This window comes from Ancylobacter rudongensis (genome assembly GCF_900100155.1).
Classification (GTDB): Bacteria; Pseudomonadota; Alphaproteobacteria; order Rhizobiales; family Xanthobacteraceae; genus Ancylobacter; species Ancylobacter rudongensis.
In genome coordinates, this window is the sequence record NZ_FMTP01000010.1 from 20,604 (window position 1) to 33,739 (window position 13,136).

Consider the following 13,136-nt stretch of genomic DNA (forward strand, 5'->3'; position numbering starts at 1 on the left):
AGTTTCAGCATCGAAACACAAACGAGAGACACGACAATGCAAGAGATCAGCCGTCAGCAGTTCGATGAAGCTCTGTCCGTTTCGCTGACTGAAGTGTTCGACGGATTCTTCGGCCGTCATCACATCGAAGTTCTCAAAGGCGACGAGAGGCTCGTCATGCTCGTCGCTGACTGCGAGAAAACCGACTATCACAACTCGTCATATTTCTACGCGCAGGGCGCGCGTGAGCGCAGCGAGAAGCTGATCGTCACCCGCTACTACGCGCTCAATGCCCTGAGCGAAGCGTATGAGCTGATCGCCCGCATCACGAACGCGCATTACGAACAGGTCCTGTGACCTGTTCGAGCCGCTGCTGGCCACAGGGCGTCACTGCCCTGTGGCCGATCCCTGTTCCTGGCGCGCCCTCTCCTCACCTGCCGGCGCCTGGCTGACCCTCCCGCAATCCGCAGATGCGCTCGCTATAGTTCAATCATCGAAACGCAAGAGCGAGACGCGAGAAACGCCATGTCCAAGATCTTCATCACCGATGTCGAGCACGATCACGAAGAAGACCACACCGACGTCATCCTGACCAACGAGCACGACAACGAAGTCGCCGTGCGCATGAGCTATGACGAGAACCTGCGCGTGACCATCACCGTGCTGCGCTCCGAGAAGTTCGCCGCCTTCCCCACGCCCTACGTCAACGACGCCGTCTTCGCCGCCGCCGTGATCATGAAGCTCAACGAGCTGACGACGCCCGAGACCGCGATTCCCCTCGTCGTCGACATCACCGAGCCCTTGCTGCTCGTCGAGTTCTGAACCGGCCACCATCAGGCCAAGGCGAGGCCAGGCCATTGCGGACCAGGCCAGCCACCTCTCCGGTGGAGCAGGCATCGCCTCCCCTGCCCCACTGAGCGCCCTGCCGGGTCATGGACCGCCCGGCAGGGTATTTCGCACCTCGGGCAACAGGGCACAGGGCGGATCCCTTGGATTTCCATGGGTGCCCAGAAATGGCCGCTGACGGGCGCCCGGCATTTGCGGCCCGTTGCTGCTCGCGACCCCTCCTTGCCAGCCAGCGCCCGGCTGTGGCGTCCCCTGCCCCAATATCACGCCCACAGCTCGCCCTACCCTGCCGAGCCCGCACAGACCCCTCCGCCACCCAGATTTAGCTAGATACAGATTTAGCTAAACTGTGACTGTCAGCGAATGAGCGCTGACATCAATCGGAGCAACGACAATGAACCGCACTCTCGACACGCTCGCCGCTCGTGCCGCCAACGACCTCGACATCCTCGAGGCGTGCAAGAACCACACGGTGCCGCCGGTCGCCGAGAAGCGCCGGGCGCTCGCCGATCTCGTGCGCAAGTCGGGCGACAGCTTCCGGGCAGCGCACGAGCAGTCGGGCGTGACGCTCACCGAGTTCCTCGATCTCGCGAGCACGAAGCTGCGTGACATCCGGCGCGGCCGGGCGGCGCTCGCCAAGGAACGCCTCGCGCGCATCGAGCAGGCGAAGCTCGAGCGGGAAGAGCTGATGGCCGGGCTCGCCGTCTGACGCAGCGATGGGGCGCTCGACATGGGCGCCCCTTCATTGCGCCAGGGCAACAGGGCACGGTTCAGGGCTCCGCCGATTAGGTATGGCTTGGATCAGTGGGATCCCTGGTCGGGCCGCCCGCGCGCCGTGCAGGTCACGGGCGCCGCAGGGGCCCGGGGAAGGTTCTTGTGAACCTTCCCCTTAGGCGAAGGGCACCCTGAAGACGCCCGAAAGCCGCGGTCCAGGCGAACCGCGGCTTTACAGATTCAGCTATTTGCAGGAATGCAGGTTCAGCTATTCAGCTGGAATGGCGCATGTGGCGCCCAGCCCGACCAGGCGGTAGACATCGTCCAGCTCCGGGCCGGCGAGACCGTCTTCCAGGCAGTCATCGCTCGGCAGCCGGCTCGGCGTGGCAAGGCTGGTCTGCCGGCGCCAGCGGTCGAGATGCCGGCGCTCGGACGTGGTGGTGGCGAGGCTGGAGCGCATGCCATCGCCATAGGCGGTGCGCTTGCTGGCGTGTGGGGTTCTAGGCATTTCTGTATCCAGCTATTTGCAGGAATGGCTATATGCAGGAATGGCTGAAGCTGGATGCCGGTCAGGCCAGGCCGAGGTCCTGAAGGATGCGCCGGCGCTTGGCCTCCAGGCTCATGCGCTGGCTCATGAGGCGAAACACGCCATAGACGTCCTGACTGTTGCAGGCTTCCCGGGCCTGGTTGGTGATGGCGTTGGCGATGGTGTCGAATGCCTTGGTGATTTCGTTCTCGGTCTTGGTGCGGTGCATAGCCATGGTGGTGTCTCCGGTTGGTGTGCCCGTGGGACGCCCGGTAGGGCGTAGGGGTGAGGTCTGGCTGGCTTTTGGGGCAGGGCAGGCGAGGGAGGCGGGGATGCGCTTTTCGAGAGAGCTAGAGCGCTTTGCAGCGCTCTAGCGTGTCTCGCGCGTCACGCGTCGACTTTCTCGCTCTGAATATCGAACGCTTCACAGAGCGCTTTCGCGAGCTTGTTCACGTTGACGCGATACGTTGCGCGCTTGTCTGCAACGTCAACGAGAATGTTCAGCGTCTTAAGAGCGTCGATCGACGTTTGAACTTGCGCAGCGATCGTGCTTTCGTCTTGCGTCACGTTACGCTGATAGACAAGCGCACTCTTGTCATCAGCGATCTTGCGAGACTTTGAAAGCGACGCTTCGCAATCGCTCTTAGTCAGTTCAAGCGACGATTGAGCGTGCAACATTGCAGTTCTGAAGATCGCATACGTGTTTTCGTTAAGATCGCTCGCGTCGCGCACGATAGCTTGATGCGCGAACTTGACGACTTTCTCGCTCGCATACATTGCGCGAGCGAAGCGCTGCGCGTCGACTTTTGCGCTTGTCATGAGCTTCACAAACTTGTCATTCGTGAAACGCTTAATCATGTTTTCGAGTTTCTTAATATTCGTCGCGCTTGCATTCTTCTCTTTCGCAACGACGATGCGAGCTTCGAGTGCAGCGATATAAGCGTTCATGATCTTGTCTCTCGTTTGCTTGTCTGCAATGCGTCATTGCTTGCTGACAATTTGATAATAGCGAAGTCTTAGAACGGAACAATGCAGTTGATGGGGATGCCTATACAACCCCGCGACTTCCCCGGTCCTATCCTCCACTATGCGAGACCGTGTCACCCCGCTGCCCGACGCCCTCTGCCCAGCTGTCCGCCCTTGCGCACATGAGGCGGCTCCCACCCCAGGAACCGATGCGAGATTTCATGGAACCTCCGCTCTAGCTATCTAGCTGGATAGCTGAATCTGCATCGCCGAATGTAAGTATGTATTGACTTACTTTCTGACGGGGAATAGCGTCCTCACCCGTTGCAAATGCTCACTCTGCGCAGCCGCTGCTGCCCGCTCCAGCACAGGACCCGCCCATGTCCATCACCGATCCGTTCGCCGGCAAGCCGCCCTACCGCGATGACGAGACGCCCCTTCCCTTCGTGCCGTCGATCGAGAAGCAGCTGCTGGCCGAGCGCCGAGCCCAGATCGCCCAGCTGGGTCGTCCCATCAAGCACCCGGGCCTGCCCGTCGCCGGCTACACCGCCCAGGACCCGGCCAAGATCGCCGCGGTGAACGTCAACAAGGAGCTCGAGGAGCGCGTCCTGCGCCAGATCGACAAGCTCAAGCTCGACCAGGAGGGCCTCGAGCCCGATCAGTGCCTCATCGCCATCGCCCACACCCACATGCAGATCGCCTTCATGGTGCTGAACCGGGCGATCTTTAAGCCCGAGCGCATCAAGCTGCCGGAGGACGGCCAGTGACCCTCATCGGCTGGTGGCTGCTGCCGCTCGTCATCACCGTGCTCGCCTATGGCTGGGCGCTCACCCACATCCTCTCCCTGCGCCAGCTGCTGGCTGATCCGCTAGGGCCGTTCCTCGTGATCGTGGTCGGCGTGTTCTGCGTCAGCATCGCGACCATCATCACCTTCGCCGCCTGGGCGCTTTGGGCCGTGGCATGAGCACCATCGCCTATCGCGCCGGCGTCATGGCCGCCGACACAAGGGCCTATTCGGGCTCCAAGGTGCCGATCGGCAACAAGGTGAAGATCTGGCGCATCGAGGGCGGTGCGCTCATCGGCGTGGCCACAGCCAAGCCCGGGCAGGGCGAGATGTTCGTTCAGTGGGTGCGCGACGGCGCGGACCCGCACAATGCACCCACGAGCGCGCCGGACTTCGAGGCGCTGCTGGTGCGGCCCAATGGCGAGGCGCTGTTCTTCTACGACAGCTTCCTGCCGTCCGGGCCGCTCATTGCGCCCTACTTCGCCATCGGCTCGGGCTCGCAATACGCGCTGGGTGCCCTGGCCGTCGGTGCTGGCGCCGAGGCGGCCGTGGCTGCGGCCGTCGAGCTCGACCAGTTCACCGGCGGTCTGGTGACGCGCCTGGAGCATTTCGAGCCGCTGCCGGACGAGCCGGAGTGTCGCACTGGTGATGATTGGAGTGATCCGGACAGCGATGCCTCTCACGAGATCGGCGCCAATCCCGCTTTCGACCCGGTGCCCGCCGATGCCGGCTCCTGACGTCGAAGCGGTTCATCTCGCGCGCCGGCTGGTGCTGCTCGACAACGGCACGGTGCGGCCGATCGCGACGCTGCTGGATTGTCTGGGAGAGGAGACGGCGGCCGAGCGCGAGGCGGTGTCGGCGATTGTCGAGGCAATGCCAGGTGTCTGGCTATGTGTGGATCTCCGGACGTTCGAGGCCGCGCCGCTGCACTAGCTAGATAGCTATTCCTGCATTCAGTCATTTCTGTATCTAGCTGGAGCTGGGTTCAGCTATCGAGCTAGATGCGATCGAACGTCCGGAGATCACCGAGTCTGCGAGGGGAGGGTGGGGGCTCCTACCCATGATCGACAGCTCAGTCCTTCAGCTCCTTCTGCCGTGCTTCCCACGCCTCGAAGGACTGAATCAGGAGATCCTTCATGGACAGGTCGTGCATCGAAGCCGTCGCCTTGAACCGGCGGTGCCAGGTCTTGGGCATGTTGAAGGTCATGGCGGTGTAGGGCTCACCGTTCATGTTGTTCGCCGCTTCCTTCGGCGCCGCGGCGATCGCGGCCGCGCCTAGGAAAGACGCCTTCTGCGGCCGCACCGGCGCCGCCTTCGTCTTCGGCTTTTCCTCGCTCATAGTCGGTTCTCCGTCAGTCGGTTGACCCGGTCGACGATCTCCGCAGCAAGGGTGTCCGCCTTGTCGTTCAGGCTGGGGTATTTGCTCTCGGAAGGAGCGCGACCGGTGTTTTGGGCCATCGCGTAGCCCGTTTTGGCGGATAGATCCTGCTCGGCCACCAGATAGAGCGACCCCTGCAGGATATATTGCCGCGCTTCGCTCACCGCCAAGTCGCTGTCCGTGGTCTTGTTGAGCACGAACATGATCCGCTCCCTGGCGATGCCTTTGGCCACCAGCTCATTGGCAAATAGGAGCTGGGGCTTCAGATCGTCCAGCGTGAGGCCGGTCGGCACGACCACGAGCGTGGCCGCGCGAGCGATCTCGAGGCTCGACTGATCCGAATCCGGACGTCCGTCCGCCACGACGCAGTCGAAAGGCTCGCGCTTCATGGAGGAGGGGGAGTTGTAGGGCTCGGCGACGATGATGGGTTCGACGCCTTGAGCCGCGCGCATGGCGCACCAGTCGACAGAGGTCTTCTGCCGCGTGTTGAAGTCGCAGATCTTCACCGACCAGCCCGCTGCGGCATAGGTGCGGGCCATGAGCCGGGCGATGGTCGATTTCCCGACCCCGCCTTTCTGCGAGAGACACCCGATGATCAGGTCAGCCATTTCTGTATTTACCTATTCAGCTATAGCTGTATATGGCTACCCGATTTGCGTTAACGATGTCTATACCGGATCGAAGTCCTTGTAATCGAACAGCTTTTCATAGGTCGCCGCATCGGTGCCCAGATCGAGGCAGTCCCATTCGAGAATGGTCCGGTCCCGCACCGGATCCTTAATGGTGGTTAATCCCTCGGCCGGGATCTTGTTCGCACGGCCGAACTGGACCAGGGCGTTCGGATCAACCGTAAGCCGGTAGTTGTCGATGGCGAGGCGCCGCTTGCGAATGGGCACCTCGTAGCTGCTCACGCTTGCCTCGATCTGGGCCCGGACGGGGTGTCATAGATCTCCCAGATGTCGCCCGGGTCAGGAATATCGGACACCACCCAACGAAAGGCGCGCCGTGCCATGCTCTCGCGTGGCACGCGCAGCTCGCCGACCAACTGGTCGCGGTAATAGACCTGCATCACAGGGCCAGCGCGCGCACGAGCTTGGCCCGCAGATCGGCCCGAGCCTCCTCGACCGGCAGATGCCGGGCCAGACCGTTATTGATGATCACCGAATGCACGGCGCTGCGGTCGAAGCTGTCGAACTCGAAGGCGGAAGGGCCGGCGAGGGGATTGACGATCTCGAGGACGCGCGCGCCCTGCTTGCGCCAGAACAGACCCTGCTTCCGGCGCACCGAGCCGAACACGTAGCGCTTGGCCGGATCCAGCAGCCGGGAGGACATCAGCGGGATGATGTCGCCGCCGAACTTCTCCTCGAAGGCGTTGCCGAGCTCGCCGAGGATCTCGCGCACCTGGATACGCCGGCCGTTCAGCTCGACGAATTCCAGCTTGCCTTCCTGGGTGTAGACCTGGTCGCGGGTGAGGCCGAGATACTCGATGGCGATCTGGCGCAGCGGCCGGCCGTCATCGACGAGTTCATAGCCGAACTCGGCGAGAATGCGCGCGGCTTCGGTCTTGCCGGAGGTGGGATTGCCGCACAGGGCGACGAGACGGGGAGGGAAGGGCATAGCAAGCTCTCAACAAAGTATGTGATTGCTTACTTATATCGGTGCCCCTCAGAGCTTGATTTTCCCGATGCAGAACCAGCTATTCAGCTAGACCTGCATCTAGCTAACGCTGTGATTACCGCTTTCTGTATCGTCGGCGTCGTCCTCGGCCTCGCCGGCGCCCAGCAGCTTCAGCCGCCGGACCATGCGAGCGAGCTTGCCGCGCAGCTCCTCATTCTCGTCGGTGAGCCGATCATTCTCCTCCGAGAGCCAGGCGAGGGTGACGACCGGCTCGCCGAGCTCGTTGAAGAAGTGGATCGGGTCGATCTTGCGGGAGGGGAGGGCGCTCATGCGGCAATTCCTTCAGCGGCGCCGCGGTTGGCAGCAAAGATGGACCAGTCGAAGTCCTGCCCGGCCGGCAGAATGCCCTCGACGAAGCCGGGCGTGTTGCGAACGATGTTCTCGCGCTGCCGGGCGTGGTCGCGCAGATAGGTGTTCAGGTTGCAGCTGTAGTCGGCGATGAAGGTGACGTTCGGCCCGCGCTTCTTGCGCCGCAGACCGCGGCCGATCCGCTGGCGCAGCTGCACCTCGGCCTTCATGCCGCCGATGAGCTGGACGAGGGCGATCGCCGGCACGTCGACGCCGACGTCAAGAATGGTGGTGCCGATCACGCCATCGAGCTTGCCGGCGGCGAGGCGCTTGAGCTGGGTGCGCCGGGCGTCCTGGTCATCCTCGCCCTTGAGGAACTCGTAGGTGAGCCCGGCGTCCTTGTAGAGCTTGAGCAGGTTCGTGCCGTGCTTCTTGCGCGCGATCAGCGTGAGCACCGGCAGCCGGTAGATCGCGGCCATCTTGGCGTCGGTCACGGCCTGGGCGTGCATGTGCGGGTTCTCGACATAGCCGAGCTCATAGGCGCGCTCGAAGGGCGAGGTCTTGCGCAGCTTCTCGGGCGCGGGCACGTCGGCGAACTTGAAGATCGGCTTGGCGAGAATGCCGCGCTGGATGAGCAGCTCCTCGGGGATATTGATGAGGATCGGCCCGAAGGCGGCCATCAGGCGCATATTGTCGGCCGCCGAGTCGCGCATGAACGGCGTCGCCGTGAGCGCGACCCGGATCGTGGCGTTCTTGCAGTGGCGCAGGATCTCGTAATAGCTGTCGCCGCCGGCCTCGTGCGCCTCCTCGCCGATGACGACCTCGATCAGGGACAGGATCTGGAGCACCTCGTTGCGCCGGCGCGTCTTGCGATCGAACGCCTCCTGGGCGAGCCGGGTGATCTCCTCATTGCTCATGTCGGCGTTCTTGTTCTTCGACAGGTGGATCGATTTCACGATCGCCCGGCGCTCGACGCCGAGATCGGGCACCTGCAGCGCCTGCACCAGCGTCTGAACCATGCCGAGATTGACGCCGCGCACGACGCGCATCTCGCCGTCGCCGATCTGCCCGGTGTTGAGGCCGATCGCCTTGAGCTGGTCGTCCATCTGGTAGAGGAGAATGCCGCGCGTGGTCAGGAACAGCGTCATGCGTCGGTAGCGCGCCATGATCAGCTTGGCGATCTTCGACTTGCCGCCGCCGGTCGCCACCCGAATGATGCCGGCCCCGTGCTTCTCGACCTGGCGCAGCGCCTTCATCTGGTAGTCGTAGTCGGGATCGTCATTGCCGAACTCGTCGACGATCGGATTCTCCGGACCGAGCGGGCTCGCATGCGGCCGGCAGATACGGTTGACCGTGTGCCCGATGCGCGTCAGCTCCGCCTGCATCAGATGCACGAAGCCGGCCGGAAAGGTGTTCGTGATCACGTCGTAGAAGGACGACTTGCCGCTCCAGGAGCCGCCCAGCCCCGCATCGACCTGATAGGACAGCAGCGATGTGGCGAATGCGGCGACCTCGCGGGACGGGTCGATCAGCTTCGCAACGACCGCATTATGAGCGAGCTGGACGGTGGCCATGGAGATTCCTTCGGGTTGCCTATTGCCTTGTGGTCCGAATATAGTAAGTAAGCACATACATCATTTGGACCTATTCCGCATGCTCAAGCCTGAATTTTCCAGCGTTTCCGTCGGGCTCCTGCGGCCGAATCCCTGGAACACCAACCGCGTCGCCGCCGACAATGAGGCCAAGATCCGCGCCTCGATCGAGCGCAACGGTCTGTTCAAGCCGATCGTCGTCCGCCAGGTGAAGGATGTTGCGGGCTACGAGATCATCGGCGGCGAGCATCGCTGGGAGCAGGCCAAGGAACTCGGCATGACCGAGGTCCCGATCTGCAATCTCGGCTTCATCAGCGAGAAGCAGGCCAAGGAAATCGGCGTCATCGACAATGCGCGCTACGGCGCCGATGACACGCTGTCCTTCGCCGAACTTCTGAAGGAGCTCGGCGATGCGGATGAGCTGCAAGAATTCCTTCCCTACGGCGAGACCGATCTGAATGCGATCTTCTCTGCATCAGATATAGCGCTGGACTCGTTGGAAATTGACGAGAGCTTCGAGCGCGAGGCCGAGGCCGCCGAGGAGGAAGGTCCCGTCACCCGCCCGGCCAAGACCCATGCCGTGATGCGCTTCAAGCTCAGCCTGGGCGACGCCGAGCGCGTCACTGCCCTGATCTCCCGGACCCAGAAGGAGCAGGGCCTCACCACGGCCGACGACCTCACCAATGCCGGCGACGCTCTCGTTCACCTGCTGCAGAGCCTTCTGCCCAAGCCCGTTCACCTCGCGGACGAAGACGAGATCGACGCCGCGCTCCAGGAAATCGCGTCATGAGCCACACGTCGTCGATCGAGATTTGGGATATCGAGAAGATCATCCCCTATGAGGCGAACGCCAAGAAGCACCCCAAGGAGCAGGTGAAGAAGCTTGCCCAGGCAATCACCAAGTTTGGCTGGACTCAGCCGATCGTGGTCGATGTTGATGGCGTGATCATCGCCGGCCACGGCAGGCGTCTCGCCGCGCTGGAGCTGAAGCTCACCAAGGTGCCGGTCATTCACCGGGCCGACCTGACCAAGGCCGAGGCGGACGCGCTGCGCCTCGCCGACAACCGGGTGGCCTCGACCGATTACGACCAGGCGCTGATCCAGGACGAACTGCGCCGGCTCGCGGATGAGCTCGAGGGCTCCCAGATCACGCTCCTCGATATCGGCTTCGACGAGAAGGAGCTCGAATTCACCATGAGCGACCTGGGCGAGGTCAATGACGACTTCTTCGTCGAGGACGTCGGCGAGGCGGTCGAGCAGCAGAAGAAGGAGAACGCCAAGGCGATCGAGGCGACGGACGACGTCGCCGCGCCGATCGGTGACGCCTTCGGCTTCAAGCGTGTCTCCATTGCCCAGTCGCGCGCCATCCGCGAAATGATGAGCACCATCGAGACCTCGACCGGCAAGGTGGGGCCCGAGGCGCTGATCCTGTTCCTTTCCGACGCCCTCAATCGTAAGTGAGCGCATACTTATGGACCCGATGCCGGCCAGCAATGTCATCTCGCTGAAGTCCCGCAAGCCGCTCGAGGTCGAGCAGGCCGAGCTCCTCGCCGCGGCCGAGATCAATGCCGCCGAAGCGGCCCTGCAGCAGGCCGACTGTGAGGAGCACCAGCTCCAGGCGCTCACCGACATCCGCGAGCGCCTGATGAAGGGTGATATCACCGGCTTTGTCGTGGTCGCGCTGTCGCCGAGCGGCGTCTTTCTCACCGAGGTCGCCATTCCCGCCTCCGCCAAGCCGGTCGAGGTCATGGCCTATTCGGGCGCGCTCAACGCGGTGAACCTCGAGCTCACCGACATGGCCCAGATGCTGCCCCAGATGCTCAATGACGGCAGCATCATCACGCCGGAGGAGCCGATCTACGAGGAAGCCTACGAGGATGACGTCTGATGGCCCGCTACGTCATCAATCGCTCCTTCACCTCCTCGGTCATGCGCACGCCGCGCGTGCTGGAGATCGCCGAAGGTTTCGGGCTCGGTCTCACCGACAAGCAGTTCGTCGTCTATGACAACCTCGAGCTCGAGATCGAGCAGGGCGACGTCGTCTACATCAACGGCCAGTCCGGCTCGGGCAAGTCGCTCCTGCTGAAGGATCTTGCGACTCAGATGCGCCGGGACGGACTGCGCGTCACCGACCTCAACGAGGTGGTGCTGGAGGAAAAGCCGGTCATTGAGCTGGTCGGCCGCACCATCAGCGAGGCGACCGATCTCCTGGCCAAGGCCGGCATCTCCGACGCCTGGATCTACATCCGCAAGCCCAGCGAGCTCTCGGACGGCCAGCGCTATCGGCTCAAACTCGCCAAGGTCATGGAATCCGACGCCGATGCCTGGATCGCCGATGAGTTCGGCGCCGTGCTCGACCGCGTCACCGCCCGCGTCGTCGCCTTCAACATGACCAAGGTCGCCCGACGCATGGGCAAGACGCTCATGGTCGCCACCACCCACACCGATCTCAAGGACGAGCTGGCGCCCAGCCTGATCGTGACCAAGCGCTTCCGCGAGAAAGTCGAAACCGAGCGCGGTGTCGCTCAGCTTGGAGAAGCAGCATGAATTTCGGCGAAGCACTGAAGCAGGTGAAGCTCGGCTATCGGGCAGCGCGCGGGTCCTGGAACGGCAAGGGCATGTTCGTCTATCTCGAGCATGGCTCGGCGCCGACCAGCTTCCACCAGCTTGCCGAGCGCGGCACCATCAATGGCGTCTCCTCGCTGCTGTTCGAGGTCGGCCATGAGGGCACGACCGTCCGCATGCCGCATCTCAGCCTGAAGGCCGCCGACGGCTCGCGCGTCACCGGCTGGCTCGCCTCCCAGACCGACCTGCTGGCCGAGGACTGGGTGGTCTATCCCGGCTGATGCGCGGCTATCTCCTCACTCTCGGCACGGCGCTGAGTGTCCTCGTCAACGCGCTGCTCGCCGGGCAGCCGACCGAGACGCTCTGCTACCGCGCGGCCAAGGCACGGCGAGCCGGGCGAGGGTGGGGCTGCGTCTTCTGCCAGCTGGCCGACCTGTTCGACCGCGACCATTGCGGGAACACGCTGCGCTGGTGGGAGACGCGACGCGAGCGCGACATGCAGAGCAATGATCGCGCGGACGCAGCAGGGATCGACAGGGATGAGCGAGGGCTGGCGCCGTGATGCTTTCTGACACCGAGACACTGATCGAGCGCATCGACAGCCCTCGCGCGTTCTTCTCGCTCGCGGACGAGATGTTCGTGGAGCGCGGAACCATCGACGACTGGTATCTGCTCCACGATCTCCACTACAAGGCCGAGAAGCTGCCCATTGGCCCGCGCTTCTGGCGCCTGGTGCTCGCCGGCCAGACCATCGGCGTCCTCGTCACCGGCACGCCCAAGGGCATGCTGCGCGAGCGGCACATCGTGTTCCCGAACCTGAAGCCACGCTCGGGCGACACGCGGCTGACCAACACCAACCGCTACCACTACATCAACGCCAATTTCCGGGTGATCTCGCGCTTCGTGATCGACACGATGTTCCGCGGCATCGGCGCCGGCTACCGGATGATGAACCTGGTCTCGCGCATGGAGGGCAACACCTTCATGGAGATCCAGTCGTCCATGTCGAAGTTCAACGCCTTCGGCCAGAAGGCCGGCTTCAAGTTCGTCAAGCCGATGAACGCCAACAAGTATGACCAGGTGCTGCGGTTCTTCCGCTCGCACTTTGCCGCCAGCCCGCAGGATTTCGAGGCCATTCTCGCCGAGATCGCTGCCAAGCCGCCGGCCGAGCAGCAGCGGCTCGCCGAGATCTGCACCGACTTCTATTTCCGCAACTCAGCGCTCGAGAACACCTCCAATGGCGGCGCGGCGATGGAGCAGCGCCGGGCGTCGATGAGCCTGCGCGATGCGGTGAAGGGCATTCAGCAGATCGGGCTTGCCTCGCCCATGTATGGGATCTGGAAGTGCCCGGACCCGAAGGGCAGCGTTCCTGAGCGCCTCGCTCTGACCCAGTTCGACCGGCAGGGGCCAAGCGAGAGGCTGCGCCTGTGATCAAGACCCGCAAGCAGCGCGAGATCATGAGCCTCATCCTGGCCGGTGTGGCCAGGTGCAAGCTCTACACCGCCGAGGAGATCAACCAGAAGGTCTCCTTTGCGTGCAGCGAGGGTGCGACCCGTGTCTCGCTTCGCTTCCTCGTCGCGCACGGCATCCTGGTGAAGAAGAGAGTGGGCCGGAACGTGATCTACAGTCCAACGCCGCAGGCGTATGTGGATTTCTATGTGCTTCCAGAGCACGCATGAGGATCCAACGCCGGAACCTCATCCCGTTCCTTCGCCTGTCTTATAATAGAATATAAGTTACAACATACTTATATTAGTATATAGACAGGCGAAGGAACGGGATTTCCTGGTCCAACTCTCCGGCGTTGGAAATACGTATGCG

24 protein-coding genes are annotated in these 13,136 nt (G+C 63.0%); 15 read left to right on the top strand and 9 right to left on the bottom strand.

Annotated elements, in window-relative coordinates:
• Positions 1-36 precede the first annotated feature (36 nt).
• The 3 genes from BLO63_RS19170 to BLO63_RS19180 all read left to right on the top strand — a co-directional run bounded on the left by BLO63_RS19170 (position 37) and on the right by BLO63_RS19180 (position 1,534).
• On the top strand, positions 37-336 hold the full coding sequence (locus BLO63_RS19170; RefSeq protein ID WP_091444070.1) for a hypothetical protein: 300 nt from the start codon (positions 37-39) through the stop codon (positions 334-336).
• Positions 337-504: 168 nt separating this feature from the next.
• A complete protein-coding gene (locus tag BLO63_RS19175) occupies positions 505-801 on the top strand; it encodes a hypothetical protein (RefSeq protein ID WP_091444074.1) in 297 nt (98 codons plus the stop codon).
• 418 nt (positions 802-1,219) lie between these two features.
• A complete protein-coding gene (locus tag BLO63_RS19180) occupies positions 1,220-1,534 on the top strand; it encodes a hypothetical protein (protein WP_091444076.1) in 315 nt (104 codons plus the stop codon).
• Positions 1,535-1,807: 273 nt separating this feature from the next.
• On the opposite strand, the gene BLO63_RS19185 is transcribed toward BLO63_RS19180, so the two are convergent.
• The 3 genes from BLO63_RS19185 to BLO63_RS19195 form a co-directional block, all read right to left on the bottom strand.
• Positions 1,808-2,047 (bottom strand): hypothetical protein, encoded by a 240-nt coding sequence (locus BLO63_RS19185; protein ID WP_091444080.1) that lies wholly within the window; start codon positions 2,045-2,047, stop codon positions 1,808-1,810.
• A 61-nt stretch (positions 2,048-2,108) separates the two neighbouring features.
• Positions 2,109-2,300 carry a hypothetical protein gene (locus BLO63_RS19190; protein ID WP_143007092.1) on the bottom strand — a complete coding sequence of 64 codons (192 nt, stop codon included), beginning with the start codon at positions 2,298-2,300 and terminating at the stop codon, positions 2,109-2,111.
• A 152-nt stretch (positions 2,301-2,452) separates the two neighbouring features.
• Positions 2,453-3,013 (bottom strand): hypothetical protein, encoded by a 561-nt coding sequence (locus tag BLO63_RS19195; protein ID WP_091444085.1) that lies wholly within the window; start codon positions 3,011-3,013, stop codon positions 2,453-2,455.
• 398 nt (positions 3,014-3,411) lie between these two features.
• On the opposite strand from BLO63_RS19195, the gene BLO63_RS19200 reads away from it, so the two are divergent.
• The 4 genes from BLO63_RS19200 to BLO63_RS19215 are packed head-to-tail and all read left to right on the top strand — an operon-like array spanning position 3,412 to position 4,748.
• Positions 3,412-3,798, top strand: a complete 387-nt coding sequence (locus tag BLO63_RS19200; protein ID WP_091444088.1) for an Acb2/Tad1 domain-containing protein — start codon at positions 3,412-3,414, stop codon at positions 3,796-3,798.
• Positions 3,795-3,995, top strand: a complete 201-nt coding sequence (locus tag BLO63_RS19205) for a hypothetical protein (protein ID WP_091444090.1) — start codon at positions 3,795-3,797, stop codon at positions 3,993-3,995. The genes BLO63_RS19200 and BLO63_RS19205 overlap by 4 nt, the downstream gene beginning before the upstream one ends.
• Positions 3,992-4,552, top strand: coding sequence for an Ntn hydrolase family protein (locus BLO63_RS19210; RefSeq protein WP_091444092.1), 561 nt, complete (start codon positions 3,992-3,994; stop codon positions 4,550-4,552). The genes BLO63_RS19205 and BLO63_RS19210 overlap by 4 nt, the downstream gene beginning before the upstream one ends.
• Positions 4,539-4,748 carry a hypothetical protein gene (locus tag BLO63_RS19215; RefSeq protein ID WP_091444094.1) on the top strand — a complete coding sequence of 70 codons (210 nt, stop codon included), beginning with the start codon at positions 4,539-4,541 and terminating at the stop codon, positions 4,746-4,748. The genes BLO63_RS19210 and BLO63_RS19215 overlap by 14 nt, the downstream gene beginning before the upstream one ends.
• Before the next feature lie 139 nt (positions 4,749-4,887).
• Here the strand turns inward: BLO63_RS19215 and BLO63_RS19220 are convergent, their stop codons facing one another.
• The 6 genes from BLO63_RS19220 to BLO63_RS19245 all read right to left on the bottom strand — a co-directional run bounded on the left by BLO63_RS19220 (position 4,888) and on the right by BLO63_RS19245 (position 8,732).
• Positions 4,888-5,154: a hypothetical protein gene (locus tag BLO63_RS19220; protein ID WP_091444097.1), complete on the bottom strand. Its 267-nt coding sequence runs from the start codon at positions 5,152-5,154 to the stop codon at positions 4,888-4,890.
• On the bottom strand, positions 5,151-5,801 hold the full coding sequence (locus BLO63_RS19225) for a ParA family protein (RefSeq protein WP_091444099.1): 651 nt from the start codon (positions 5,799-5,801) through the stop codon (positions 5,151-5,153). Before BLO63_RS19225 ends, BLO63_RS19220 begins: the two co-directional genes overlap by 4 nt.
• Before the next feature lie 60 nt (positions 5,802-5,861).
• On the bottom strand, positions 5,862-6,104 hold the full coding sequence (locus BLO63_RS19230; RefSeq protein ID WP_091444102.1) for a hypothetical protein: 243 nt from the start codon (positions 6,102-6,104) through the stop codon (positions 5,862-5,864).
• A 157-nt stretch (positions 6,105-6,261) separates the two neighbouring features.
• Complete coding sequence (locus BLO63_RS19235) at positions 6,262-6,810, bottom strand: hypothetical protein (RefSeq protein WP_091444105.1); 549 nt, start codon at positions 6,808-6,810, stop codon at positions 6,262-6,264.
• A gap of 99 nt (positions 6,811-6,909) precedes the next feature.
• Positions 6,910-7,140 carry a hypothetical protein gene (locus BLO63_RS19240; protein ID WP_091444107.1) on the bottom strand — a complete coding sequence of 77 codons (231 nt, stop codon included), beginning with the start codon at positions 7,138-7,140 and terminating at the stop codon, positions 6,910-6,912.
• Positions 7,137-8,732: a DEAD/DEAH box helicase gene (locus BLO63_RS19245; RefSeq protein WP_091444110.1), complete on the bottom strand. Its 1,596-nt coding sequence runs from the start codon at positions 8,730-8,732 to the stop codon at positions 7,137-7,139. Before BLO63_RS19245 ends, BLO63_RS19240 begins: the two co-directional genes overlap by 4 nt.
• A 79-nt stretch (positions 8,733-8,811) precedes the next feature.
• Between BLO63_RS19245 and BLO63_RS19250 the strand changes: the two genes are divergently transcribed.
• Genes BLO63_RS19250 through BLO63_RS19285 form a run of 8 tightly spaced genes read left to right on the top strand, consistent with a single transcriptional unit; the run spans position 8,812 to position 12,994 of the window.
• A complete protein-coding gene (locus BLO63_RS19250) occupies positions 8,812-9,540 on the top strand; it encodes a ParB/RepB/Spo0J family partition protein (RefSeq protein WP_091444111.1) in 729 nt (242 codons plus the stop codon).
• Positions 9,537-10,211, top strand: coding sequence for a ParB/Srx family N-terminal domain-containing protein (locus tag BLO63_RS19255; protein WP_091444112.1), 675 nt, complete (start codon positions 9,537-9,539; stop codon positions 10,209-10,211). The genes BLO63_RS19250 and BLO63_RS19255 overlap by 4 nt, the downstream gene beginning before the upstream one ends.
• A 10-nt stretch (positions 10,212-10,221) precedes the next feature.
• A complete protein-coding gene (locus BLO63_RS19260) occupies positions 10,222-10,638 on the top strand; it encodes a hypothetical protein (RefSeq protein ID WP_091444114.1) in 417 nt (138 codons plus the stop codon).
• A complete protein-coding gene (locus tag BLO63_RS19265) occupies positions 10,638-11,297 on the top strand; it encodes an ATP-binding cassette domain-containing protein (protein WP_091444116.1) in 660 nt (219 codons plus the stop codon). The genes BLO63_RS19260 and BLO63_RS19265 overlap by 1 nt, the downstream gene beginning before the upstream one ends.
• On the top strand, positions 11,294-11,596 hold the full coding sequence (locus BLO63_RS19270) for a DUF2829 domain-containing protein (protein WP_091444118.1): 303 nt from the start codon (positions 11,294-11,296) through the stop codon (positions 11,594-11,596). The genes BLO63_RS19265 and BLO63_RS19270 overlap by 4 nt, the downstream gene beginning before the upstream one ends.
• Entirely contained in the window at positions 11,596-11,877 is a 282-nt protein-coding gene (locus tag BLO63_RS19275) for a hypothetical protein (RefSeq protein WP_091444120.1), read from the top strand. Before BLO63_RS19270 ends, BLO63_RS19275 begins: the two co-directional genes overlap by 1 nt.
• Positions 11,874-12,746, top strand: coding sequence for a hypothetical protein (locus BLO63_RS19280; protein ID WP_143007093.1), 873 nt, complete (start codon positions 11,874-11,876; stop codon positions 12,744-12,746). The genes BLO63_RS19275 and BLO63_RS19280 overlap by 4 nt, the downstream gene beginning before the upstream one ends.
• On the top strand, positions 12,743-12,994 hold the full coding sequence (locus tag BLO63_RS19285; protein ID WP_091444128.1) for a hypothetical protein: 252 nt from the start codon (positions 12,743-12,745) through the stop codon (positions 12,992-12,994). Before BLO63_RS19280 ends, BLO63_RS19285 begins: the two co-directional genes overlap by 4 nt.
• Positions 12,995-13,136 lie beyond the last annotated feature (142 nt).